Source organism: Kribbella sancticallisti (assembly GCF_039530625.1).
In the GTDB taxonomy this organism is placed as follows: Bacteria; Actinomycetota; Actinomycetes; order Propionibacteriales; family Kribbellaceae; genus Kribbella; species Kribbella sancticallisti.
Map to the genome: position 1 here is coordinate 86,707 of NZ_BAAAOS010000001.1, position 25,447 is coordinate 112,153.

At 70.2% G+C, this 25,447-nt stretch carries 18 protein-coding genes; 5 read left to right on the plus strand and 13 right to left on the minus strand.

Translation table 11 applies throughout. From position 1 onward, the window contains the following. The first annotated feature begins 29 nt into the window (after positions 1–29). Together ABD255_RS00320 and ABD255_RS00325 are read left to right on the plus strand one after the other, a co-directional pair. Positions 30–1,478 carry a glycoside hydrolase family 28 protein gene (locus tag ABD255_RS00320; RefSeq protein WP_344208432.1) on the plus strand — a complete coding sequence of 483 codons (1,449 nt, stop codon included), beginning with the start codon at positions 30–32 and terminating at the stop codon, positions 1,476–1,478. Positions 1,479–1,518: 40 nt separating this feature from the next. Further along, the gene (locus ABD255_RS00325; RefSeq protein WP_344208433.1) at positions 1,519–2,577 is read left to right on the plus strand and encodes a LacI family DNA-binding transcriptional regulator; all 1,059 of its coding nucleotides are present in this window, start codon (positions 1,519–1,521) and stop codon (positions 2,575–2,577) included. A 33-nt stretch (positions 2,578–2,610) separates the two neighbouring features. Here ABD255_RS00325 and ABD255_RS00330 read toward each other — a convergent pair whose 3' ends face one another. Then, complete coding sequence (locus tag ABD255_RS00330) at positions 2,611–5,328, minus strand: glycoside hydrolase family 78 protein (RefSeq protein WP_344208434.1); 2,718 nt, start codon at positions 5,326–5,328, stop codon at positions 2,611–2,613. After that, positions 5,325–7,049, minus strand: coding sequence for a glycoside hydrolase family 127 protein (locus ABD255_RS00335; protein WP_344208436.1), 1,725 nt, complete (start codon positions 7,047–7,049; stop codon positions 5,325–5,327). The genes ABD255_RS00330 and ABD255_RS00335 overlap by 4 nt, the downstream gene beginning before the upstream one ends. 123 nt (positions 7,050–7,172) lie before the next feature. On the opposite strand from ABD255_RS00335, the gene ABD255_RS00340 reads away from it, so the two are divergent. Genes ABD255_RS00340 through ABD255_RS00350 form a run of 3 tightly spaced genes read left to right on the plus strand, consistent with a single transcriptional unit; the run spans position 7,173 to position 10,730 of the window. After that, the gene (locus tag ABD255_RS00340; RefSeq protein ID WP_344208438.1) at positions 7,173–8,192 is read left to right on the plus strand and encodes a zinc-dependent alcohol dehydrogenase; all 1,020 of its coding nucleotides are present in this window, start codon (positions 7,173–7,175) and stop codon (positions 8,190–8,192) included. Continuing rightward, entirely contained in the window at positions 8,189–9,451 is a 1,263-nt protein-coding gene (locus tag ABD255_RS00345; RefSeq protein ID WP_344208440.1) for a RuBisCO large subunit C-terminal-like domain-containing protein, read from the plus strand. Before ABD255_RS00340 ends, ABD255_RS00345 begins: the two co-directional genes overlap by 4 nt. Then, entirely contained in the window at positions 9,444–10,730 is a 1,287-nt protein-coding gene (locus ABD255_RS00350; RefSeq protein ID WP_344208442.1) for a four-carbon acid sugar kinase family protein, read from the plus strand. The genes ABD255_RS00345 and ABD255_RS00350 overlap by 8 nt, the downstream gene beginning before the upstream one ends. Here the strand turns inward: ABD255_RS00350 and ABD255_RS00355 are convergent. The 11 genes from ABD255_RS00355 to ABD255_RS00405 are packed head-to-tail and all read right to left on the minus strand — an operon-like array spanning position 10,668 to position 25,434. After that, complete coding sequence (locus ABD255_RS00355; RefSeq protein WP_344208444.1) at positions 10,668–11,813, minus strand: glycoside hydrolase family 28 protein; 1,146 nt, start codon at positions 11,811–11,813, stop codon at positions 10,668–10,670. The two genes, ABD255_RS00350 and ABD255_RS00355, sit on opposite strands and share 63 nt — an antisense overlap. Next, complete coding sequence (locus tag ABD255_RS00360; protein WP_344208446.1) at positions 11,810–13,867, minus strand: AGE family epimerase/isomerase; 2,058 nt, start codon at positions 13,865–13,867, stop codon at positions 11,810–11,812. The genes ABD255_RS00355 and ABD255_RS00360 overlap by 4 nt, the downstream gene beginning before the upstream one ends. Beyond that, positions 13,864–15,093, minus strand: coding sequence for a DUF5605 domain-containing protein (locus tag ABD255_RS00365; RefSeq protein ID WP_344208448.1), 1,230 nt, complete (start codon positions 15,091–15,093; stop codon positions 13,864–13,866). Before ABD255_RS00365 ends, ABD255_RS00360 begins: the two co-directional genes overlap by 4 nt. Continuing rightward, positions 15,090–16,526: a DUF5060 domain-containing protein gene (locus ABD255_RS00370; RefSeq protein ID WP_344208449.1), complete on the minus strand. Its 1,437-nt coding sequence runs from the start codon at positions 16,524–16,526 to the stop codon at positions 15,090–15,092. Before ABD255_RS00370 ends, ABD255_RS00365 begins: the two co-directional genes overlap by 4 nt. Continuing rightward, on the minus strand, positions 16,523–17,611 hold the full coding sequence (locus tag ABD255_RS00375) for a sialidase family protein (RefSeq protein ID WP_344208451.1): 1,089 nt from the start codon (positions 17,609–17,611) through the stop codon (positions 16,523–16,525). Before ABD255_RS00375 ends, ABD255_RS00370 begins: the two co-directional genes overlap by 4 nt. Beyond that, a complete protein-coding gene (locus ABD255_RS00380) occupies positions 17,608–19,170 on the minus strand; it encodes an ABC transporter substrate-binding protein (protein ID WP_344208453.1) in 1,563 nt (520 codons plus the stop codon). Before ABD255_RS00380 ends, ABD255_RS00375 begins: the two co-directional genes overlap by 4 nt. Before the next feature lie 47 nt (positions 19,171–19,217). Further along, positions 19,218–20,252: an ABC transporter ATP-binding protein gene (locus tag ABD255_RS00385; protein WP_344208455.1), complete on the minus strand. Its 1,035-nt coding sequence runs from the start codon at positions 20,250–20,252 to the stop codon at positions 19,218–19,220. Beyond that, positions 20,249–21,256, minus strand: a complete 1,008-nt coding sequence (locus ABD255_RS00390) for an ABC transporter ATP-binding protein (RefSeq protein ID WP_344208457.1) — start codon at positions 21,254–21,256, stop codon at positions 20,249–20,251. Before ABD255_RS00390 ends, ABD255_RS00385 begins: the two co-directional genes overlap by 4 nt. A 17-nt stretch (positions 21,257–21,273) precedes the next feature. Further along, on the minus strand, positions 21,274–22,431 hold the full coding sequence (locus ABD255_RS00395; protein ID WP_344208459.1) for an ABC transporter permease: 1,158 nt from the start codon (positions 22,429–22,431) through the stop codon (positions 21,274–21,276). 6 nt (positions 22,432–22,437) lie between these two features. After that, positions 22,438–23,436, minus strand: a complete 999-nt coding sequence (locus tag ABD255_RS00400) for an ABC transporter permease (protein WP_344208461.1) — start codon at positions 23,434–23,436, stop codon at positions 22,438–22,440. A gap of 3 nt (positions 23,437–23,439) precedes the next feature. Continuing rightward, complete coding sequence (locus ABD255_RS00405; RefSeq protein ID WP_344208463.1) at positions 23,440–25,434, minus strand: ABC transporter substrate-binding protein; 1,995 nt, start codon at positions 25,432–25,434, stop codon at positions 23,440–23,442. Between the last annotated feature and the right edge of the window lie 13 nt (positions 25,435–25,447).

Sequence of the window (25,447 nt, forward strand, 5' to 3'; positions counted from 1 at the left end):
ATTCCGCCCCGGCCCTGAGGAGATCGACCATGAGCGAGCAGACCCGGCGAACGTTTCTCGGCGGTCTCGGAGCAACCGGGTTGGGCGTGCTCGGCCTGCAGTCCGGTGCGGCCGCGGCCGCCCCGATGGCCGGCTCAGACCCCGCCGGTTCGGGCCGGCCGTGGGCGCGTGCGGCGTACATCTCGGCGACCGTCCGCGGCCCGCGGTTCCCGCGCCGGTGGTTCGGCATCACCGACTACGGCGCGGTCGCCGGTCAGGACGCGACGGCGGCGATCGCCGCCACCATCGCCGCGTGCCACCAGGCGGGCGGTGGCCACGTCGTAGTACCGGCCGGCAGTTGGCCGACCGGCCCGATCCACCTGTTGAGCAACGTGGACCTTCACGTGAGCGACGGTGCGACGCTGCTGTTCAGCACCAACCCCACCGACTACCTGCCGCTGGTGCTCACCCGGTTCGAGGGCGTCGAGCTCTACAACTACTCGCCGCTCATCTACGCCTTCGAGCAGGAGAACATCGCGATCACCGGCACCGGCACGCTGGACGGCCAGGCAGACAACGACCATTGGTGGCCGTGGAAGGGTCAGACCGACCACGGCTGGGAGCCGGGCGAACCCCGGCAGGCGGAGGCGCGGGCACGACTGTTCGAGCAGGCCGAGCAGGGGGTGCCGCCGCAGCAGCGGCAGTTCGGCGAGGGCGGGTACCTGCGACCGTCGTTCATCGAGCCCTACCGCTGCCGCAACGTACTGATCGAGGGCATCACCGTCCTGCGCTCGCCGATGTGGGAGATCCACCCGACGCTCAGCGAGAACGTCCTGGTCCGCGGTGTCACGGTCCGGACGCACGGCCCGAACAACGACGGCTGCAACCCGGAGTCCTGCCGGATGGTGGTGATCCGGGACTGCACCTTCGACACCGGGGACGACTGCATCGCGATCAAGGCCGGTCGCAACGCCGACGGCCGCCGGGTGAACGTGCCGACCGAGGACGTGCTGATCGAGCGCTGCACGATGCGCGACGGGCACGGCGGCGTGACGATCGGTTCCGAGATGACCGGTGGGGTCCGGAACGTCTTCGTCCGCGACTGCGACCTGTCCAGCCCGAACCTCGACATCGCCTTGCGATTCAAGACCAACTCGGTCCGGGGCGGTTTCATCGAGCAGTTCCACGCCAAGGACCTGCGGATCGGCCAGGTCGGCTCCTCGGTGCTCGACGTGAACTTCCGCTACGAGGAGGGCGAGGGGCACGGGTTCAACCCGCGGGTCTCCGACCTCGAGGTGACCGACGTGACCGTCGGGACGGCGCGCCGCGGCCTCAACCTGCGCGGGTACGCCGACGCCCCCATCACCGGGGTCCGGCTGCGGCGGGTCGACCTCGGCACCACCAGCCAGCCGGCCGTGGTCGAGTACGTCGACGGCCTGGTGCTGGAGGACGTCATCGAGAACGGCGAACCGCTGGTGCTGGACGCACCGGTCCGGTGACGTGGGGCCGCCGGAGCGCCGGACATGATCCAATGACTCGGTGAGTAACTCGTCCAGAGGCGGCCCGGTGTCGTCCGGCCGGGCCACGATCCACGACGTGGCCCGGATCGCCGCGGTGTCCACGGCGACGGTGTCGCGGGTGATGAGCGGCGGGAAGCCGGTGTCGGCCGAGGTCGCCGACCGGGTCCGGGCCGCCGCCCGCGAGGTCGGGTACCGGCCGAACCCGGCCGCCCAGACGCTGCTGCGCGGACGCAGCCAGACCATCGGCGTGGTCGCACCCGACCTCGGCAACCCGTACTTCGCCGAGATCCTCAAGGGCGTCGCCGCCGAGGCCGCCGAAGGCGGACACCACACCCTGGTCGCCGGCACGGACGAGGACCCGGATCTCGAGTACCGCTCGGCGATCGAGCTGGCTCGCTGGGTCGACGGGCTGCTGCTGTGCGCTCCGCGGATGAGCACGCCCCGGTTGAAGGAGGTCGCCGCCGCGAGCCGGTCGCTGGTACTGATCAACCGCGTCCTGCGGCACCCGTCGATCGGGGCTGTCGTGGTCGACTACCAGGAGGGCGTGCGGTTGCTGTGCGAGCACCTCGCGTCGCTCGGGCACACCCGGATCGTGTACCTCGAGGGGCCGCCGAACGCGTGGTCGGACCGGCAGCGCCAGCGGGGATTCCGGGCCGCGGAGGCGTTGGGGCAGACCGTGGTCCCGGTGCCCTGCGGCTCGGCGATGCGGGACGGGTACGCGGCGGTCGACGAGGCACTGACGCACAAGCCGACCGCGCTGATCGCCTTCAACGACCACGTCGCGCTCGGCGTCCTCACCCGGCTGCGGGAGCTCGGCGTCGACGTACCGGGTGAGCTGTCGGTCGCCGGGATCGACGACGCGCCGATGAGCGCACACACAAATCCCGGCCTGACCACGTTCGCCGTGTCGACGGTCGAGCTGGGCCGGCTGGCCTGGCAACGGTTCAGCAGTGACCCGGCCGCCGGCGCGACCCACCTGTCCGGCGAGCTGGTCATCCGCGGCTCGACAGGGGCGGCACCCCGCCGACGCCGCAGCCCGGCAACCGCTACCAAGCCGCAGGCATCCTCGGCTCGGTAGCGGCAGTCAGCTACTTCGCTTACGGGACACTAGTCAGCTCCGGGCCGTGAAGGTGTAGCGGCCGGAGGGGATCCGGCAGACCAGGACGCCGTCGGCCGGGCCGACCACTTCCAGACCTTCCTGCTCGCCGACCGGGCGGTCCGACTCCCGCACCGACGCCGGATCGCTGGTCGGAACGTGCACGGTCGCGGTCGTGCCCGGCGGCACCTCGACGTCCAGACTGAGCTGTCCGGCGGCGATCGCCCACCGGGTGCTCACCCGTCCGGACGGCGTGTCGTAGGCCGCCCGCGCCCAGTCGAGCCGGCCGCCCGGACGCGGCCGGATCACCAGCTCCCGGAACGCGACCGAGGACGGCGTCTGGTCGATACCCGCGACATCGCTGTAGAGCCAGGCGCCGACCGAGCCGAGCGAGTAGTGGTTGAACGAGTTCATCGCGACCGGGCCGAACCCCTGCTCCTCGGTCCAGCCGTCCCAGCGCTCCCAGATCGTGGTCGCACCGTGCCGGATCGAGTACCCCCAGGACGGGTACCGGTCGTCGTGCAGCAGGTCGTACGCGAGCTCCAACTGTCCGTACCTGGCCAGGATCGGACAGAGCAGCGCGACCCCGGCGAACCCGGTGGTCAGCGAGCGGCCCCGGCGTTCGAGGTCGGCCACCAAGTGCTTCACCGCCTCCTGCTCGAGATCCTCCGGGAGCAACCCGAAGGCCAGCGGTAGCAGGTACCCGGTCTGGGTGTCGCCCCGAACCTTGCCCTCGGCATCGACGAACTCCGCGACGAAGGCCGCGGCGATGCGGTCGTGCAGTTCGCCGTACGCCGCCGCCTCGTCCCGCAGCCCGAGAACCTGGGCCGCCGCGGCGGTGAGTTCGGCACTGCGGGCGAAGTACGCGGTGGCCAGGACGTCGCGATCCGTGATCACGTCCACCTGCAGCCAGTCGCCGTAGTGGCCGCCGGTGCGGTTCCGCCAGATCAGGTCGGGGTTGGCCTGGTGCACGAAGTCGACCCAGCTCCGCATCGACGACCACGCCTGCCGCAGTACCCGCTCGTCGCCGTAGCTGCGGTACAGCGTCCACGGCACGATCGTGGCCGCATCGGACCACGCGGGCGTTCCGTGCCGGCCGGTGATGAGGTGCGGGATCACGTCCGGCACCGCGCCGTCCGGCGTCTGCGCGACCGCCAGGTCCTCGAGCCAGTTGGCGAAGAAGGTCTGGACGTCGGCCTGGTACGCGGCCGTGGGCAGGAAGATCTGCGCGTCCGCGGTCCAGCCGAGTCGTTCGTCTCGCTGCGGGCAGTCGGTCGGCACACTGACGAAGTTGCCCCGCTGGCCCCAGCGGATGTTGCTCAGCAGCCGGTTGACCCCGGGATCGGAGCACTCGAACCGCCCGGCGACCGGAGTGTCGGAGTGCAGGACCCGCCCGGTCACGTCCTCGGCGGTCAGCTCGCCCGGGTAGCCGTCGATCTCGACGTACCGGAAGCCGTGCAGGGTGAACGACGGCTCGAAAATCTCCTCCCCGGTGCCCGCGCTGACGAAGTAGTCGGTCGCGTCGGCGGTCCGCAGGTTCGCGGTGTAGAGCTCGCCGTCGGCCTCCAGCATCTCCGCATGGCGAAGCCGGATCCGGTCCCCCGCGGCCGCCGCCCGGACGCGCAGCCGGATCCGGCCCGCGATGTTCTGGCCGAGGTCGACGACGTAGCGGCCCTCGCCGCGCCGGTCGACCGAGACGGCCGGCAGGTCCTCCGTCACCCGCACCGGATCGGTGCTCGCGGCAACCACCGTGGAAACGTCCGCGCCGGTCTCACCCGCCGGCGCCCAGCCCTTGCCGAGCTCGTAGCCCGGGCTCGACCAGTCCCCCAGCTCCAGGCGCGCGTCGTACGACTCGCCCATCAGCAGGTCGGCGAACCTGAGCGGCCCGGTCCGTTCCTGCCAGCTCGCGTCCGTCCCGATGACCGTGCGCGAGCCGTCCGGGTGGTCGACGACGAGCTGCGCCAGCAACTGCGGCTTCTTGCCGTAGTGATGCGCCTGGCTCCGGGTGTCCCAGCCGACGTACCCCGACCACCAGCCCTCGGCGAGCACCGCGCCCAGCACGTTCTCGCCCTCGTGCAGCAGGTCGGTCACGTCGTACGCCTGGTACGCCACCCGGTACCGGTAGTCGGTCCAGCCCGGCGTCAGCTCGTCGGTCCCGACCCGGCGGCCGTTCGCGTTCAGCTGGTACAGGCCGTGCGCGGTCGCGTAGACGCGTGCCCGCACGACCGGCGCCGGCAACTCGAAGGACCGGCGGAGGTAGCGCGGAGCGGCCAGCGTGGACGAGCGCTCCGACCGCGGCTCGACCCGGTCCACCGGTGGTTCGAACGGCGGCTCGGTGTCGTAGTCGTGCTCGATCCAGCGCGCCTGCCACTCCTCCGGATGGAAGATGCCGGTCGCGAAGCGCGCCGAGGCGCTCGTCTCGGCACCGGCGACATCCCGGACCTCGACGTGCCAGGCGTAGTCGGTCAGCGACGTCAGCGGGGCGCCGCCGTGGTCGACGGAGGTCGGGTCCCCTGGTCGCCAGCCGCTGTCCCACACCTGGACGCCGTCGCGTTCCACCCGGACCCGGAACGCCTCCTGCCGGTCACCGCGGACCGGCGAGGCGAGCCGCCAGCTCAGCCGCGGCCGGGCGGTGCCGATGCCGAGCGGGTCGGTCAACTGCTCGCAACGCAGGTCGTACGGCGTCAGTGCCGCTACGGCCGGTGGATCCGCCAGCACCCATCCAGTTGTCACCAGGACCACTCCGTCTCGGGTCGGTGGAGCTCGTAGTCACGCAGGCCGCCGGCGTGCTCCGGTCGATCGCCGTACATCGGCCTGGACCGGCCCGGTGGCTCGATCGCGACCACGTCGTCGCCCCGCCAGCCGGTCCGGAACTCGTTGCCTGCAGCACTTTCGGTGGTGCTGTACTCGGCCATCGGGAAGGTCAGCACGATCCGCTCGCCCGGCTGCGGCCGCGGGATCGCGAGGTACCCGTCCGGGGCCCAGATCCGCTCGGCACCGGTGCGTTCGCCGTCGTCGGCACCGCCCTCGCGGCGCAGCGTCAGCCGGGCGTACCCGGCCCAGTCCGGGATCCGGACGCGCAGTTCGTCGACCGGCTCGTTGACCAGCAGTTCGACCTTGCCCTCCACCGGCAGGTGGCTCAGTACGTCGACGAACCGGTGCGCCCGGGACAGCAGCAGGTTGACCCGGGCAAGGGACCGGTCGCCGGTGACGATGCTGTTCCAGGCCCAGAACAGACCGCGTACTCCGGACCCGACGCAGCACGCCTGGACGTCGTTCGTGTGGCCGCGACCCAACGGCACATCGGACACGTAGTCGTTCGGCGCGCCGTACCCGCAGAAGGCACCGAGCACCCGCTCGCCGACGTCGACGTGGGTGCGCCAGCCTGGGATGTCGCGGGAGCGGTCCGGTGCGGACTCCACCCAGCTCACGTCCAGCAACTGCGACGCGGTCAGGTGGTTGCGGACGAAGCGCTCGACCACGGACCAGTACTCCGGGAGCCCACTGCCCGCCAGCGTGGCGCCGAGCCCGATCAGGTCCACCAGGGAACACGTCTCGTGCTCGTACCGCTGGTCGGCAAGGTCCCCCGGGGTCCAGCCGAACCCGGTGGCCTGGGTCAGCACCCAGTCGTAGCTGCGCCGGACGAACTGGGTCAGCCCGTGGTCGCCGGTGTGCCGAGCCAGACGGGCCAGTCCCTCCAGCGTGCCCACCCGGGTGTGGAAGTGACCGCTGCGGAACACCCGCGCCGGGTTGAAGCTGCCGTCCGGCAGGAAGACGCCGCTCTTGTCCACCACGAGCCGCGCGAACCACTCGCACAGCTCCAGCGCTTCCGCGTTGCCGGTGGCCTGGTGGTACCGCAGCAGCGGCATGATCAGCCGGCCGGAGAAGGACGCCGGGTCGGGCGCCAGGTGCAGGTCGATCGCGTTCGACGACGGCCAGCCCGCGGTCGTGTACTCCGAGGCCGGGTAGAACCAGACGTCGCGCTCTCTGATCGCGATGCGCTTGAGGGCGGCAACCTGCCGGTCGGCGGCCACGCGGGCGACCGGGTCGCCGGTCGCGACCACGCTGGTGGTCAGCGCCAGCAAAGTCGCCCGCTGGTCGATCAGGTTGGCGTTCGCCTTCCAGTGGCCGCGCGGGTGTTCGCGCCGGTAGGTCAGCCCGTCCGCGCCGAGCAGCGCGAGCAGCGTCTTCCGGTACCGGTCGGCCGTCGCGTTCCAGCCCGGCTCCCAGTCCTTGCCGCCGGTCATCTGCCGGGCCAGCAGGATCGCATCGGTCAGCCGGCCATGGCTCGAGCCGTAGTCCCAGTCACCGTGCTCGAGCTGGGCCGGCCGGGCCAGCAGGTTCGCACTGAAGAACGGGATGCCGTCCTGTTCGTCGTCAGCCAGGCCCACGACCGCGTTCATCGCGCGCGCGGCCCGTTCTTCCAGCAGCAGCGTCGCCGGGATCATCGCCATGAGGAAAACCTTTACCTGATCGGGGTACGATGTCAACGGCCCAACCACGCGAAGGCCCGGATCACCTTGTTTCCTTGACGTTTCCCGCCTTCGCGTGTCCGGTTCCGGACAAGGAGGACGCCCGTGAGAGCAGCCCTGTTGCAGCAGGCCCGGCAGGTCGAGGTGGTCGAGGTCGACACCCCGGCCCCCGAGCAGGAGATCCTGCTCCGGATGCGAGCCGTCGGACTCTGCGGCTCCGACCTGCACACCTGGCGTGGTGATCACCCGTTCCGTCAGCCGCCGGTGGTGCTCGGCCACGAGGGTGCGGGTGAGGTCGTGGCGGTCCCGCCGGACGAGACCAGGTTCGGCGTGGGCGACCGCGTCGCGGTGCTGCCGGCGCTGTCCTGCCGGGACTGCACCCGGTGTGAGGCCGGGGATCCCCACCTCTGTTCGCACAAACGAGTCCCGGGCGGCGGCTGGCCCGGCATGCTCAGCGAGTACTTCGCGGCGCCGGCGCGCGTCCTGGTCCCGTTGGCCGACGGTGTCGGCTTCGACGAGGGGGCGATGATCGAGCCGGTCGCCGTGGCCTGGCACTCGACCGGGTCGGGCGGGATCACCGCGGGCGACTCCGTGGCAGTGCTCGGCGGCGGCGCGATCGGGTGCCTGGTGGCCGCGGTCACCAGGCTCCGCGGTGCCGGCGCCGTGCTGGTCAGCGACATCAAGCAGCACAACAGGGACTTCCTCCGGACCCAGGGCGTGGACCACGTGGTCGATCCACTGACCGCCGACCTGGTCGCGGTGGGGGCCGACGTGACCGGTGGCGAGGGATTCGACGTGGTCATGGTCGCGTCCGGTCATCCGGGCTGTCTGGAGGAGGCGTTGGCGCTGTGCCGGCCGCGGGGCCGGGTAGTGCTGCTGCCGATGTTCGCCGGACCGCTGACCGTCGACCTGAATCCGGTGGTGCTGAAGGAGGTGACGATCCAGGGCTCCACGATCTACACCCCGGCGGACTTCCGGGCCGCCGCCGCGTTGGTGAACCAGCGCGTGCTCGACGTCAGGCCGTACATCACCGACGTGGTCGGGCTGGACCGGGTGCCCGACGTACTGGTCGCGATCGACGGGGGCGCCGACCAGCTCAAGACCCAGATCGATCCGACCCGATGAGCGACCGGCCGGAAGTCGTCGCGACTTATCTGGTGGAGACGTATCTCCCGCCGGCGCAGGCGGCCGCGACGATCGCGGGTGAGCAGTCGACCGGAACGTTCGTGGCCGTCGCCCGGGAGACCGCCGAACTGCGCGACCGGTTCGCCGCGCGCGTACTCGACATCGAGGAGCTGCCGCCGACCGGGACCGCGGACCTGCCCGGCGCGATCCGGCCGGCCGGCGCACCGCGACGCAGTGCCCGGGTCCGGATCGCCTTCGGGCTGGAGAACTTCGGCCCGTCACTGCCGAACCTGCTCGCCGCGGTCGCCGGGAACCTGTTCGAGCTCCGGCAGGTCGCGGGGATCCGGCTGCTCGACCTCGACCTCCCGTCGGCGTTCGCCGAGCGGTACCCCGGTCCGCAGTACGGGGTGGCTGGGACGCGGGCGGCGCTGGACCGGCCGGACAGCATCCTGCTCGGGACGATCGTCAAGCCCAGCATCGGATTGCCGGTCGAGGAGCTGCGGGTCGTCGTCCGCGAGCTGGCCGAGGCCGGGATCGACTTCATCAAGGACGACGAGTTGATGGGCAACCCGCCCCACTCACCACTGCCCGACCGGATCGCGGTGGTGACCGAGGAACTGGACCGGGTCGCCCAACGCACCGGCCGGCGGACCATGTACGCGTTCAACATCACCGATGACCTGGACCGGATGGCCGCCAACCACGACCTGGTCCGGGACGCGGGCGGCAGTTGCGTGATGGTCTGCGTCAACCTGGTCGGTGCGACCGGGCTCGCCTGGTTGCGGCAACGCTGCGAGCTGCCGATCCACGGGCACCGGGCGATGACGGGGCTCTACACCAGGGCCCCGCAGCTCGGCATCGACTTCCTCGCCTGGTCGAAGCTGGCCCGGCTGGCCGGCGCGGACCACCTGCACACGAACGGCTTCTCGAACAAGTTCTACGAGACCGACGACGAGGTGCTGCGCTCGATCCAGGCGGTCCGGCGGCCGTTGTTCGGCGGGTACGAGACGTTGCCGGTGTTGTCGTCCGGGCAATGGGCCGGCCTGGCACCGGAAACGTTCCGCCGGACCGGCACCACCGACCTGCTGGTACTCGCGGGCGGCGGTATTCACGGCCACCCGGACGGCGCCGGGGCCGGGGTCACCGCGATGCGGGCCGCGTGGCGGTGTGCCGTCGACGGCGGGGACCTGACGGCGACGGCGAAGGAGGTGCCGGCCCTGGGCCGGGCTCTCCAGACCTTCGGCCCCGCTCGTGGTTGAGGCGGCCTTCTACGGCGACGACTTCACCGGTTCGACCGACGCGCTCCTCCAGTACGAAAGGCTGGGCCTGCGCTCGGCCCTGCTGGTGGAACTCCCTGCTGCCGAGGAGTTGCGAGCGCTCGCCGCGCAGTACGACGTGATCGGGGTCGCCGGGATCGCCCGCTCGCTCGCACCCGAGGAGCAGGAGGCCGAGATCCGCCCGATCCTGACCGCTCTTCGTGACCTCGGGCCGCGCGTCGTGCAGTACAAGATCTGCTCGACCGCCGACTCGTCACCAACCCTGGGCAGCATCGGCCGAGCCCTCGACGTAGGCCGCGCCCTCTTCGGCACCACCCCGATCCCGGTCCTGGCGGCCCAGCCGGACCTCGGCCGCTACACGGTCTTCGGCCACCACTTCGCGGCCGAAGCCGGCGCCATCCATCGCCTGGACCGCCAACCCGCCATGTCCCACCACCCAGCGACCCCGATGAAGGAGTCCGACCTCCGCCTCCACCTGTCGGCCCAGACCAACCTGGTGATCACCTCCCTCGACCTCACCAGGTACGCCGACCTGGAGACGCACTACGCCCAACTGCAAGCAGACGTGGTCGTCCTGGACGCCCTCACCGACTCCGACCTGCACGCAGCGGGCCGCGCGATCCTCTCGACCCAGAACGGCCCTCTCTTCGCCATCGGCTCAGGCGGCCTCTCCCGAGCCCTCGCCTTCGCCCTCACGACCCAGCCCGGAGCGCCCGCACCACAGGCAACCCCTCAGAGCGGCGGGGCGAACGAGCAGGTGCTGGTGGTGTCGGGAAGTCAGTCGGGACGGACCGCTGAGCAGATTCAGCACGCTGTGGATGCCGGCTGGATTTCGTTGGTGCTCGGTCGTGATTCGTCGGCGGTCTCGCAACGGGCTGTCGACCACTTACGAGGAGGGGCGCCGGGGGTGGTTGTGCACACCGGGCGGGCGGACGGCCAGGCTGTCAGCGAGGTGCTGCCCGGACTGGCCGCCGGTTTGGCCGACGTCGTTCGGACAGTTGCTCACGGCACTGAAGTACGGCGGATGGTGGTTGCCGGCGGGGACACGTCCGGGCGGGTCCTGCGGGAGCTTGGGATCACTGCCGTGGAGCTGGAGTCAACGACCGGGTTCGGAGCTGGGGCCGCACTGTGCCGGACCATCGCGGGTGACGAGCGGCTGGACGGGTTGCTGGTGATTCTGAAGGGCGGGCAAGTCGGTTCAGCGGATCTCTTCGAGGCTCTGCGCCGCTACGGACGTGAGGCTCAGGTTCTCGACCGGTGAGCGTGGCGCGTCGCGGACCTCGAGCAGGCGTGGGGCGCCGCGCACCATCAGGCCGGTGACGCTGATGTCGCGGACGGTCGGGTGGTGCTGCCCCGTGACCGCTTCGTCGGCATGGCGGACATCGATCAGAACGGCGGCACCGTTGACCGTCTCGACCACCAGATCGGTGACGCGGATGTTCTCGATCACGCCGCCGCGGTGGGAGTTCGTCTTGATCCGCACCGCGTGGTCGAGGTCCGGACCCGTGGTGCGCAGGTCGCGGGCGACGACGTTGCGGACGCCGCCGCTGGCTTCGCTGCCGATCGTCACGGCGCCGTGACCGGCGCCGAAGCGGCAGTTCTCGATCACCACGTTCTCGCAGGGGCGGCCCACCCGACGGCCGTCCTCGTCGCGGCCGGACTTGATCGCGATGCAGTCGTCGCCGGTGTCGAACGAGCAACCGCTGATCAGTACGTCGCGGCACGAGTCCGGGTTGCAGCCGTCGTTGTTCGGTCCCCGGCTGTCGACCGTGACGCCGCGGACCACGACGTCGGAACTGAGTACCGGGTGGATCACCCACATCGGCGCGTCGACGATCCGCACGTCCTCGATCCGCACCCGCCGGCACGCGTACGGCTGGATGAAGCTCGGCCGGAACCCGTGCCCCGGTGCGAACACCCGCTGCTCCACGGGCACGTCCTCCGCGACCATCCGCAGCAACCGCTGCCAGTCCCGCACCGGCTTCGACCGCTGCCACCAGGTGTCCGGCGTCGCCCCACCGTCCAGGGTGCCCGGACCCGTGACAGCCACGTTCACCTCGTCGTAGGCGTAAATCAACGGCGAGTGGCTGTAGCACTCGATCCCCTGCCACCGCGTCCGCACGATCGGGTACGCCGCCGGGTCCGGGTCGAACGACAGCGTCGCCCCCGCCGAGACGTACAGCTCGACGTTGCTCCGCAGCCGGATCGCCCCGGTCCGGAACCGCCCCGGCGGCACTACCACCCGCCCCCCGGTCAGTTGACACGCGCTGATCGCCCGATCCAGGGCGGCCGTGCAGTCCACTCCCGGGCGGGCCGAGTAGTCCGTGATCAGGTGGTCGGTCATCCTCGGTCCTTGATCTGCAGCGCGTTGGCGAGCACGAGCGCGATCACCCACGACGGGTTCCAGGTGTTGCTGGTCCCACGCCGCTGCCAGTGGGTCTGGAAGAACGCCTCGCCCTGCTCCCCGACGACCTCGAAGCCCCACTCCCCCCGTCGGCCGGCGATGCCCTGTCCCATCGCGCCGAACACGGTCCGCGCCGCCTCGGCGTACTGCGGGCGCCCGGTCGCGTCGCCGAACGCGAGCAACTCGGCGGTCGGGAAGAACACGTCGAGGTGGTGGTTCTGCACGCTCACGGTCGGCCAGCCGACCGCGCTGAACCCGGCTTCGCGCAACGGCGACCCGGTGTCGAGCTCGGGCGACCAGACGTAGACGAAGGTCAGCAGCCAGTCCGCCGCGACCTCGGCCCAGCCGGCGTACCGCTCGTCCCCGGTCAGCCGGTACAGCTCGGACGCCGCGAGGAAGTAGTACATCCCCGCTTCCTTGTCCTCGCAGGCCGCGTCCAGCGTCGACCGGGCGAACGGCCGGTCGAACGTCCGCGCGTGCTGGTCGTGGTAGCGGCTCAGCCATGTGGTTGCCTGAGACAACAACCCGGGATCGGCCAGCACCGGGATCGCCTTGAGCGCCGCGAGGACGCACGGGATCCCCGCGGCCGAGACGACCGCTGCGGCCGGCGTACCGTCGAGCCGCCAGCCGATCGGGAAGGTGCCGTCCGGCAGCAGCGCCGACCGGAAGAAGTCCAGCGCCTCGGTCAGCGCGTCCGTCCACGACGCCGGCACCGTCTCACCGTGGGCGCGGAACAACGCGATGATCTCGGCCAGGTCGGCCATGGTCTCGCCGTACGCCCGGCTGGACACCATCGGCCGCCCACCCCGGCGGAAGCTGTTCCACCGCTTCCCGCCCAGCTGGTACGCGTTGTGCCGCAACCCGCGCGTCCTGGTCGAGCTCCCGGCCAGGTAGAACTCGACCGCCGCCCGGCACCGCTCGAGCCGATGAGGCTCGAAGTTGCCGAACCCGAGCTTCGCGTCGCACCACGCCAGCTTCAGCGCCTGGCCCGTCCAGCCGTAGAGGAAATGCCGCGCCTTGACCGGACCGTTGCCCTCGACCTCGCTGAACTTGGTGTACCCGGCGACGGTCCCGTCCCGCAACCACCTGCTGTCCATCGCCCGGGTCTTCCGGGCGATGATCTCGCCGGTTTCGAGCGGCCGCTTCGACGGCTCGTCGAACAACGCCCGCCCGGTGCGGACCAGGTGGCGGAACGCGTGTCCGCGATGCTCCTGCGGCCCCCACTCGAGCACGAGATGCTGGTCGAAGCATTCCGCGGGCAGCAGCGTCAGATACCCGTCGTCGGTCGACTCGGTCTCCGCCTTGCTGACGTACCGGACGTCCTGCTTGCCGTCGAACATCAGGACGCCGCTCAGCGCCGCGATCACAGGCCCTTCGCGCCGGATGACGCCGAGCGACCCGTACCGGACCACGCCGTCGGCCGTGCACCGCGGTACCGGTCGGGAGAAGACGCTGAGCCAGCGCCGCTCCCGGCCCGTCCTCCACTCGAGGTTGACGCCGGGGATCGGCAGCCGGTCCTCCTCGGCGACGAACCCGCCACCCGGCGCCGGCCCCACCCGGGGGACCGCGATGGCCGGATCCGCCGACGGGTTGTCGTTGTAGATCAGGCCCGGCACGGTGATCTGGCTGTCCTTCAACCGGCCGAGGTCGAGCAGCAACCCGACGGCCAGGTCACCCACCCGGCGGTGCCCGCCGTTGCGCCAGCGCAGCTCGACGGCCAACCGGGCCTCGCTGTCGAAGGACAACGTGACCTCCACGGCGAGCGGTCCGGCCCGGCAGCCGGCCCGGAGCTGGTCGCGGCGTCGCGACATCCACCAGGCCTCGGGATCCACCGGGAGCGGCTGCCACGGGCGGCCCGCCGAACAGGTCAGCAGGTCCGCCAGCGGCCGGTCGACGTACGCCGGACCGGCGCCGGCCAGGCCGAGCCGGAGGACGACCCCGGCCTGTGTCCTGGCCAGCTCCACGGTCCGTCCGTCGGCCTCCAGTACGGTCATCGGCTCGCCCGGCGGATCTTAACGGCCTGGTACTGCGTCCCCGGCAGCCGCACCGTCAGCGTGTCGGTCACCGTCTCGTGGAAGCGCCGGACCGTGTGGTTCCAGACGTCCAGCACCTCCACCTCGTAGGTCCCCTCGGACAGGCTGAAGGTGCGCTCGGGGAACCGGTGCTCGCCGAGGTACTGCAGGTAGTAGCTGCCCGGAACCGCCAGCGTCGGCGCGTCCCGGTAGTCCTCGATCGGCTCGACCCCGTCGGGCATCTCGTCCAGCACCTGCCGAAGCAGCCGCAGGCGCTGGGCGACCACACCGGTCGGCCGCGATCCGCCGCCCGACCACGGTCCGCCGTCGGCATCGACGTACCACTCGCCGTGGGCGACGTGCCCGCCGCGGACCGTCCCCTCCCAGATCCGGGTCAGCAGCTCCGGACCGGTGAGACTGGTCTCCGGCCCGGACCCGTTCCCTTCGTACCCGCACTCGTCCACGTGCACCGGCTTGCCGTAGTCACGACGCAGCGCCGACACACCCCGGAGGTTCTCCAGCGGCACGCTCAGGTGGGTGAGCCACGGCGGTCCGGGATCCACGGCCACCGGCGCGGCATGGACGCTGACCAGGTGACGGCCCGAGTCATACTCGGCCACCAGCTCGGCCTCGCGCCGCCAGTCGCGCCGCTCGCCGTCATCCACGAAACTCCAGGTGACGTTCCGGTACGCCGCGAAGCGGTTCACCAGGTCCCGCAGGAACAGGTCGCCGGTGTCCGCGATCACCAGCTCGGCACCGATCCCGGCCGCGAGCAGCTCGCGGACCCGGTCGTCCAGCCGCGCGACGTCGTCGCGGTGGACCCGCAGCCGGACCCGGTCGAACGGCGACGCGGCCACCGCCCGGCACGCCTCGGCCCAGCGATCCGGTGTACCCGGCTCGTCGAACCACGTCGTGGTCAGCGGACGGTACGCCGTACCGTCGGCCCAGCGCAGCTCGGCACCGACCCGGCGTACCGGTCCGTGGTTCCGCCCGGCCGCGGGGGTGCAGACGAAGTGCTCGGTCCGGCCGGCGATCTCGTAGCTCCACTGCCCCTCGAGGTCCGGCATGAACCGCACGACCTGAGGGCCGTCGCCGAACGACTCGACGTACGCCGTGTCGCCGTCGGCGTGCCGGAACCCGACTGCCACCGGACCGCCGTCCACGGGGGTCTCGAAGACCCCCCAGCGCTCCACCTCGGGCACCGTCATCGCACACCTCGCAAAGCCAAGTAGGGACGTTGGGGCAACGGAATCGTGGTCCGGCCGCTGAACCGGCCCGGCAGCTCGTCCACCGTCATCGCGAACGTGTCGATCAGTTCGACCCGGTACTGCGCGTCCGCGGGGAGGTCCAGCTCGACCGAGGCCGGTTGCCGATCGCCGAGGTAGTGCAGGACGCACCTGGTCGTGTCCACGTCACCGTCGGCCTTCCGCGGCAGGCCGGCCATGAAGTCGCGCAGGAAGGCCAGCCGGGGTGAGCTCTCGCCGTACAGCCGGCCGCCGATCGAGATCCACGCGCGGATCTCGCGGTCGACGAAGGACTCGCCGTGGCCGACGTACCCGCCCAGCGACATGCCCTGCCAGAACCGGTGCACCAACTCCTGCGGGGTGAGGTTGCCCCACCTCCGGCCGGCGTTGCCCTCGTAGCCGATCTCGTCGATCACCACCGGCTTCGGGCAGGCTCGCCACTCCCCCACCTCGGCGCCGTCCCAGTGCTGGACGCTCTGGTGCGTGATCCACGGTTTGCCGAAGTCGTACGGCGAGAAGATCTCGTACATCTTGGTGCCGTTGTGGATCGAGCGCAGCCGCTGGTACGGGTCGTACCGCTGGACCAGTTGGAGCAGCCGGTCCCAGTCGGCGATCGTCTTGTGGTGGTTGAAGTCGTACTCGTTCGCCAGCGACCACCACACGTTCCGATAGGCCCCCAGCCGGGCGACGGCGTACCGGAGGAAATGGGCGTCCTGCTCCGGCGTCATCGCGTCGAAGGCCCAGACCCCGCGGTCGTACGGGTGGAACAGGATCAGGTCGGCCTGGACCCCCAGCTCGAGCAGATCGGCGACCCGGCTCTCGAAGTGCCGGAAGAACTCTGGGTCGAACCGGCTGACGTCGACCTCGCCCGGCTCGGTGCCGACGAACGGCAGCCGCTCGGGACGCATCCCGTCCGTCGGCAGCAGGCACATCCGCACCTTGTCGAACGGCGACCCCCGAAGCGCCGCCAGGGTCAGCTCCTGGATCTCCTGCGACTCGTAGGTCCAGTGGTAGCAGGTGGTGCCGATGCAGTCGTACCTCGTACCGTCGGCGTACGCGAAGTGGTGCGCGCCGTGCACCCCGACCGGCCCGTGGTTGCCCGGGCCGGGCGGGACGCACAGCAGCTCACCGCGATGACCGTCCAGCTCCGGAGTGGAGCTGCTGGTGACGAACTCCCAGCGGCCCTCGCGATCCGGCATGAACCGGGCCCGGTAGACCCCGTCGCCGTCGTAGAACCCGTCGACCGTCACCACCCGGTTCCGGTACCGGTACGCGACCCGCAACTCGACCTCGACGAACGGGTTGCCGCCGGCCGGTCCGGACAGGCTGATCTCGTGGACCGCCCATCGCTCGACCTTGTCCGCCAACGCCACCGGTCCGGTCATCTCCTTGCTCATGGCAACCGTTCCCCTGCCTCGATCCACTCCGGCGTCAGGACGACGTGCTTGATCGTCTTGCGCAGGAACGAGTACGCGATGTGCAACCTGCCGTCCCGGGTCTGCAGCAACGTCGGGTACGAGTAGCCGAACTCGTTGTCGCGGTACTCCTCGTCCTGCACCTGCAGGTTCCGCCAGTACGGCCAGGTGGCGCCGTCGTCCTCGGACATCGCCAGCGTCAGCGGCGTCCGCAGGGTCTTGCGCCGGATCCCGCCCTTGCCGTCCGGCACCCAGCGGAACTGGTCCCGCTCGGCGCTGGAGTCGTTGAACACGAGCACCAGCCGGCCGTCGTCGAGCCGCAGTACCTGGATCGCCGAGTTGTTGTTCGGCAGCGTCGTCTTCTCCGGCGCCGACCAGGTCAGGCCGGAGTCCTTCGACACCGACCGGTGGATCCGGTCCGCGGCCCGGCTGCGGAACAGACCGAGCAACTCGCCGGGCGCTAGTTCCACCACGCTCAACTGCACCTGCCCGAGCCCGTCCGGGATCTCGACCGGGGTCCAGCCGCGGCCCTGGTCCGGGCTCAGCTGGACCACGCTGGCCTCACCGTCGGCGTCACAGTGGTAGGCCGGCAGCAACCAGTCGCCGTTGCTCAGGACAACGATCGGGTTGCGCAGGAAGCTGCCCGGCCGGTCGAAGACCACCGCGCTCGGTCCCCAGGTCAGGCCGCCGTCCTTGGACAGCCGGCGCAGGATCCGGGAGGACGTCTGGTCGTGCGGCTCGTTGGTCGTGTGCAGCAGCGAGACCTCGCCCGACGGTGCGACGAACAACAGCGGGTTCTGCTCCGACCGCTCGGGGTCGTCCGACATCACCTCCGGCACCGTCCAGGTGTCCGATCCCGCGGGCAGCCGGGACAGCACGATCCGCGTCTCGGGCTCGCCCTCGCCGGGCCCGTTGAACCAGGCACAGAGCAGGGCACCGGTCTGCGTCTCGACCAGCGTGGCCGCGTGGCTGTCGCCCGGATGGAGGGTGGGCAGCAAGGCCTCCCGGACGTCCGGCCCGGCGGCCGCCTCCCGGAGGCGGCCGTCGAACCTCGGATCGATCGTCACCACGTGAGGCCCGCGGCCGCCTGGGCCTTGATGTAGGCGGGGATGTCCAGCTGCTCGGCGACCTGCAGCGACGAGTCGACGTCCATGCCGTCGATCAGCACGTGCTGGCGGAACACCTTGTAGAGCGGGATGTCCCAGTACTCGGTGTTCCGGTAGTTCTTCACGATCGCGTTCTCGCCCCAGTAGACGGCCGAGGTGTCGATCCCGCTCAGCTCCGGGATCGCCGTGCCGAACGCGTTCACCACCGCCTCGGTCTGCCGGACCGCCTTGACGCCGTACGACGACAGCCGGGTCTGGATCTCCTCCGAGACCAGGTACTTGATGATCTCCAGCGACTGCGCCTTCTTCGGCGACTGCGGCGGGATGAACGCGGCCCGGGCGTTCGGCTGGTAGATCGCGTTCGAGCCGCGGGACAGCACCGGCATCGAGGTGACACCGATCTTCACCGACTTGGCCCACTCCGCGAAGTCCGCCGCGTCGTCCTCCTCGACGTAGAGCGGGCTGAGCGAGTAGGCGTTCAGCTTCGACAGCGTGTGCACGGCCATCGCGACGTGGCCGGGGAAGCTCATGTCGCCCTTGAAGAAGTCGTCCGGGGTGGTGAACCCGTTGCCCGGCAACTGCAGGAACCGGTTCATGTTGTGCGCGACGGACTTCCACTCCGCCGAGGTCAGGCTGACCTTGACGTCCTCCGGCGCCGGCTGCTCGGACGAGCCCGGGACGAACGGGTAAAGGCCGAGCTGGTTCAGCGCCAGGTAGTTGTCCGGGTGCTGCAGGTACCCCTTGTAGTGGTCGATCCCGTCCTGCCGGGTCAGCCCCTTCGCGGTCTTGTAGATGTCGTCGTACGTCGAGCCGACCGACGGGTACCGGGTGCGGAACTTGTCGAAGATCATCTTGTTGTAGAGCAGGACGTGCTCGTCGATGAACACCGGGACGCCGTACAGGCCGCCGTCGGAGCGGGACTTCACCAGCTCGACGCAGCCCTGGTTCAGCGCGGCCAGGTCGATCCCGGCCTGCTGAACGTCCGCGGTCAGGTCGCCGACCCAGCCGAGCGGCTCGAGGTCGCGGTCGATCCGGGTGCGCGGGTCCTCGATGATCAGGTCCGGCACCCGGCCGGCCCTGGCGATGTCCTCGTACCGGATCGGGTAGTCCCAGGTGGCGTACTTGATCTTCACCGCGGGGAACTTGGCCCGGATCGCGTCACCGAAGACGGTGTCGAAGTACTTGGTCGACTCGCGGCCGGCGTCGTCGCCGCCGAGCTCGAACGGCTTGAAGTTCGCCGCGAAGATGAACAGTTCGTCGTCGGCGACCGAGAACGGCTTGTTGTACCTGTTCGGGATGTCGACGCTGCCCTGTGCCGACCGGGCGCCGGCGCGTGGCGTCGCCGACGTCGAGCTGGTCGTCGCCGCGGCGGCGGTACCGACCGGCAGGCCGCCGGCGAGTGCGGCCAGTCCACCGAGCAGCGCGCTGTTGCGGACGAAGCCGCGGCGGGACAGGCCGGCCGGCTTGGCGCCGGCCTCCTGACCTTCGCCGGGGCTGGACGGGTTCTGAACTTCGGACATGGTGAGCCTTTCTGCTGACTCTTCTCGGGGCGGGTGGTGTTCGCCGGTCAGACCGTTGTGGCCGCGGCGACACCCTTCAGTTCCAGCTGCTCGGCGAGGTGGCAGGCGACCTTGCGGCCGCCGATCTCGCGCAGCGGGGGTACTTCGGTCCGGCAGCGCGCCTCGGCGTAGCCGCAGCGCGGGTGGAACGGACAGCCGGGCGGCGTCCGGGACGGGTCCGCGATCTCACCGCGGAGCACGATCCGGGACCGCTTCCCGCGCGTCCGTGGGTCGGGGTCGGGCACCGCGCTCAGCAGTGCCTCGGTGTAGGGGTGCAACGGCCGGGCGAAGAGCTCGTCGGTGGCGGCGGTCTCCACCATCTTGCCGACGTACATCACCGCGACGTCGTCGGCGACGTGCTCGACGATGCCGAGGTCGTGGGAGACGAACAGGTAGGTGAGGCCGGACTCCTCCTGCAGGTCCTTCAACAGGTTGAGGATCTGGGCTCGGACCGAGACGTCCAGGGCGCTGACCGCCTCGTCGGCGACCACGAGCCGCGGATCGAGGGCGAGCGCCCGGGCGATCACGACCCGCTGCCGCTCGCCCCCGCTGAAAGCGTGCGGGTAGCGGTGCGCGTACTCCGCCCGCAGGCCGACCCGCCGCAACAACTCCGCGACCTTGTCGTCGACCTCGGACCGGTTGCCGTGCCCGTGCACGCGCAGCGGTTCGGCGATCAGGTCGCGCAGCGTCTTGCGCGGGTCCAGCGACGAGTGCGGGTCCTGGAAGATCAGCCGCACCTGCGCCCGGTACGGCTTCAGCTCCTTGTCCGACAGCGCGGCCAGGTCGACCTCTCTGCCGTCCGCGCCACGGAACCGGATCGTGCCGGCGGTCGGTTCGTACGCGCGGACGATGCAGCGGCCGAGGGTCGTCTTGCCGCAGCCCGACTCCCCCACCAGGCCGAGCGTGCGGCCGGCCCGGATCGACAGGTCCACCCCGTCGACCGCCTTCACCACGGCCTTGTTGCGGCCGAAGAACCCGGTCTCCAGGGGGAAGTGCATGGTCAGGCCGTCGGTGGTCAGCAGGTTCTCGTCGCGATCGTTCACTGGTCCTCCTCGCCGTCGTACAGCAGACAGGCGACGTCGATGTCGTCGCTGCGGACCCGGGACGGCACTGTCAGATCGCAGGTGCCGGCCATGAACTCGTCGCAGCGCGGGTGGAACCGGCAGCCGGTCGGCCGCTCGTACGGCGGGGGCACGGTGCCGCGGACGGCCTCCAGCCGGCCCGCGCCGCGTTGGCCGAGCCGTGGCACCGAGCGGACCAGGGCCCGGGTGTAGGGGTGTTTGGGTGCCGTGAGCACCGATTCGGCCGGGCCCTGCTCGACCACCTCGCCGAGGTACATCACGGCCACCTCGTCGGCGACCTGCGCCGCGACGCCGAGGTCGTGCGTGATCAGCATGATGGCCATCCCCAGCTCCTTCTGCAGGTCCTGTAGCAGGTCGAGGATCTGCGCCTGCGTCGTCACGTCGAGCGCGGTGGTCGGCTCGTCGGCGATCAGCAGCCGAGGCCGGCACGACAGCGCCATCGCGATCATCGCCCGCTGCCGCATCCCGCCACTGAGCTCGAACGGGTAGGAGTCGACCCGGCGCTTGGGATCGGGGATGCCGACCCGGCCGAGCATCTCGATCGCGCGCTCCCTGGCGACCGCCTTGCCGACCTTGTCGTGCAACCGGATCGCCTCGATGATCTGGTCTCCGATGGTGTGCACCAGGCTGAGCGAGGCCATCGGCTCCTGGAACACCATCGCGATGTCGGCCCAGCGCACCTCCCGCAGCCGCTTGTCCTTGGCCGCCAGCAGGTCGAGCGGGTCGTCGTCCGGGTCGTCGCCGTGCAGCAGCACCTGGCCGCCGACGATCCGGGCCGGTCGCTCGACCAGCCGCAGGATCGACCGCGCGGTGACGCTCTTGCCGCAGCCGGACTCGCCGACGACGGCCAGCGTGCGGCCCCGGCTCACGGTCAGCGACACTCCGTCGACCGCCTTGACCACGCCGTCGTCGAGCTCGAAGTGCGTCTTGAGATCGCGCACCTCGAGCAAAGGCTGTGCCGGCATCGTTCCTCCTGAGCTGATCACTTGTAGGGGTCCGCGGCGTCGCGCAGGCCGTCGCCGACGAAGTTCATCGCCAGCACCACGACCACCACGGCCAGGCCGGGGGTGAGCAGCCAAGGCGCGGTCGCCACGGCTCGGATGTTCTGGGCGCCCTCGAGCAGCACTCCCCAGCTCACCGCCGGCGCCTGCAGGCCGAGGCCGAGGAAGCTCAGGCTGGTCTCGGCGAGGATCATCCGCGGCACCGCCATCGACACCGAGGCGATGATGTGGCTGGCGAACGACGGCACCATGTGCCCGAAGATGATCCCGCCGCGGCCGACACCGTCCAGCCGGGCCGCCATCACGAAGTCCTCCTCGCGCAGGCTGAGGAAGCGGCCGCGGACGTCCCGGGCCAGGCCGGTCCAGCCGATCATCGACAGGATCACCGTGATCGCGAAGTACCGGGTGAGTGGTCCCCAACTGCCGGGTAACGCGGCCGACAGGGCCATCCACAACGGCAGGGTCGGGATCGACATGATGAACTCGATCACCCGCTGGATCGCGTTGTCGATCCAGCCGCCGTAGTAGCCGGAGATCCCGCCGATCAGCAGTCCCAGCACGAAGCTGGCGAACACCCCGACCAGGCCGATCGACAGCGACACCCGGGCGCCCTCGATCAGCCGCGACAGCAGATCGCGGCCGGAGTGGTCGGCGCCGAGCAGGAAGAACGGCTGCCCGGCCGTCGTCGGCCCGATCAGGTGGATGTCGCTCGGGATCAGTCCGAGGATCTTGTACTGGTCACCGCGGACGAACAGGCCGACGTCGATGATCTTCGTCTTGTCGACCGTGAAGGTCTGCTCGAAGGTCTCCTGGTCGCGGGTCGAGGAGAACCCGTAGACGAACAGGCCGTGCTCGCCGGACACCTGGACCCGCTGCGGCGGTGCGTACGGCAGATCGGTGTGCGAGGTGTTGCTGCTCGCCGGGGCGAAGAACCCGCAGAAGGCCGCGACGAAGTAGATCGGGACCAGCACGATCAACCCGATCAGGGCCAGCCGGTGCTTGCGGAACTGACGCCACATCAACCGCCACTGCGGCAGCGCGCCGTGGTCCCGCAGGCTCTTGACCACCTCGGTCGAGGCGGGGCCAGGAACGCCCGCCGGATCATCGCGTTCCCCGACCGTCTCTGTCTGCTGAAGCATCCGTGCCTACCCCTTCTGGAGCCTGGTCCGGATCCGGGGATCCCACCAGGCGAGTGCGAGATCGCTGAGCATGGTGCCGATCACGGTCAGGGCGCTGAGGATCAGCACGAAGCTGCCGACCAGGTACATGTCCTGGCTCTTCACCGCGCCGAGCAGCAGCGGGCCGGACGTCGGCAGGCTCATCACGACGGACACGATCGTCTCGCCGCTGATCAGGCCCGGGAGCAGCCAGCCCACGGTGCTGAAGAAGGGGCTGAGCGACATCCGGACCGGGTACTTGAGCAGCAACTTCCACTCCGGCAGGCCTTTGGCCCGCGCGGTCGCGACGTACGGCTTGTGCAACTCGTCGAGCAGATTGGCCCTGGTGATCCGGATCAGCCCCGCGGTGCCGGCCACGCCGACCACCACGATCGGTATCCACAGATGGGACAGCAGGTCGACCAGTTTGCCCAGGTTCCAGGCGGCGTCGGCATACTCCGGCGAGAACAACCCGCCGACGCTCTGGCCGAAGTACCGGAAGCCGACGTACATCATCACCAGCGCGAGCATGAACTCCGGTACGGCCATCCCGACGAAGCCGAGGAACGACGCGACGTAGTCACCCGGCGAGTACTGCCGCAGCGCGCTGTAGATGCCGATCGGGAACGCGATCGACCAGACGAACAGCAGACTCGCCACCGACAGCAGGATCGACAGCAGCACCCGGTTGCCGATCAGGCTGGCCACCGACTGGTTCCAGGCGAACGACTGCCCCAGGTCGCCGCGCAGGACGATGCCCGAGATCCACTTCCCGTACTGGACCAGGAACGGCTGGTCCAGTCCGTAGTGGCGTTTCAGCTCCGCGATCTGCGAGTCGGGGATGTCCTGGCCGCGGGCCTCGGCGTTGCGGATCACCGTGGTCGTGTAGTCGCCCGGCGGCAGCTTGATGACGACGAAGGTGACGAAGGAGATCGCCGCCAGGGTCACCACCATCCACAGCAGCCGGCGGGCGAGGTAACGAGCCATCCGCTACTGCCCGATCGCGAACTGCTCGGGGTGGGACAGACCGGGGGCGACCGCCTCGACCATCTGGTCGGGCACGTTGTGGAAGTCGTTCTTCACCACACCGTAGGTGTTCGGCACCGAGCTGATCCCGATGTAGTAGAACTGCTCGGCCGCGATCTGCAGCACCTGCTTGCCGAGGTCGAGCGCCTTGTCCGCGTTCGGCTCCTGCCGGCCCTGGGTGAACAGGTCGAGCTGCTTCTGCACTTCCGCGGGCGGCTCCTCGCCCTCCTTGCCCTTCGTCTGGTACCACTGCGCCCAGGTGACGGCGTACCGCGCGCTGCCGTCGTTGGTCGGCACGTAGTAGTGGTCACCACCGGTACCGGTCGGCAGCAGAAAGGCGCCACCGGTCCAGGTGCCGGCGTCGTGGACGTTCGCCCGGACCCGCTCCTTGTAGAGGTCCTCGCTCATCGCCTGGGTGCGCAGCTCGACGCCGACCGCCGCCCAGCGCTTCTTGACGAACTCGATCGCCTCGACGTGGTCCGGGAACGACTCGCTGACCAGGACGGTCACCGAGACCGGCTTGCCGTCCGCGCCGAGCCGGCGACCGTTGGCCGCCTTCTTCGTCAGTCCCGCGGCGTCCAGGTGCTGGTTCGCCTTGGCGGCGTCGAACGCGAGGTGCTGGGTGGCCAACTGCTCGTTGTAGAACGGCGAGGTCTTCGGCGGCGCGCACTGCCAGGGCTCCCCCTGGCCGGCGTACACGGCGTCGATGATCTCCTTGCGGTTGATCGCGTACGACAGCCCGATCCGGAAGTCCGCGTTCGCGAACAGCGCCCGCTTGACGGGATCCTTGTGGGTCATGTTGATGCCGATGATCATCGTGTTGGTCAGCTGGGTCGGCACCTCGAAGATCCGGTAGCCGCCCTTCTGCCGGTTCTGCGCCACCACCGGCTTGTTCTGCGGCGTACCGAAGTTGCGGTACTGCATGCCGAACTCGCCGTTCATCACCTTGAGCAGCTCGACCTGCGCGTCCTGGACCACCTCGACCCGGGCGGCGTCGATGTACGGCAACTGACGGCCGGCGTCGTCGACCTTCCAGTAGTACGGGTTGCGGGTCAGCGTGACCGCGGAGCCCTTGCCGAGCGGCGTGGTCACCTTCCACGGCGCCAGCGTCGGCTGGTCCGGGTTGGTGAACGCGTTCTGCTTCTGGGTGAACAGGTCGGTCCAGCTGCCGACACCGGCCTTCTTGGCGGCCGCGACGACAGCGGGGTTGTACTTCTTGTGGAACTGCTGGAAGTAGTGCTTCGGCAGCAGCATCCCGTACGGACCCTCGCGCAGGAAGGTCGCGTCGGCGATCTGGCTGAGCAGCGACGGCTGCGGCGCGGTGTAGGTGAAGCGCACCGTGCGCTGGTCGACCTTCTCGATCGCGGCCAGCTTCTCGGTGTCTGCCGACAGGTAGACGTCGTAGATGCCGTCCGGGTGCAGGTCCTTGTCACAGGACACGTCGAGCAGCGCGAAGATCATGTCGTCGGCGGTGCACGGCTTGCCGTCGGACCACTTCAGCCCGTCGCGCAGGGTGAAGGTGAACACCTTGCTGTCGGCATCGACGGTGAACTCGCAGACGTTCGCCTCGATCTCGTCGTACCCGGGCTTGCCGGTCCGCTCCGGCTTCCAGCGCACCTCCGGCTCGTAGGCCAGGGCGTACCACAGCCACTGGGTGTCCTCCTGGGTCAGCATCGCCGAGCGCCAGGTCCCGCCGTACATCGCCTTGCCGGCCAGCGGCTTGATCACCGGCGGGTTCTTCGGCAGCCGCTCGGCCAGTGGCGGCAGCGACCCCTTGTCCACCAGTGCCTTGAGCATCGGCGACTCCTTCTCACCAGCGGCCGCGGCCTGCGCGCCGGCTCCGGCCGGCTTGGTGTCGAAGAAGCTGCAGCCTGGCACCGTGGCCACGGCCAGCAGACCGAGCCCTCCCTGCAACAACCTGCGCCGGTCGATCCGACGTTCCTGCATACCTCTGGACATCTCCACTCCCTGA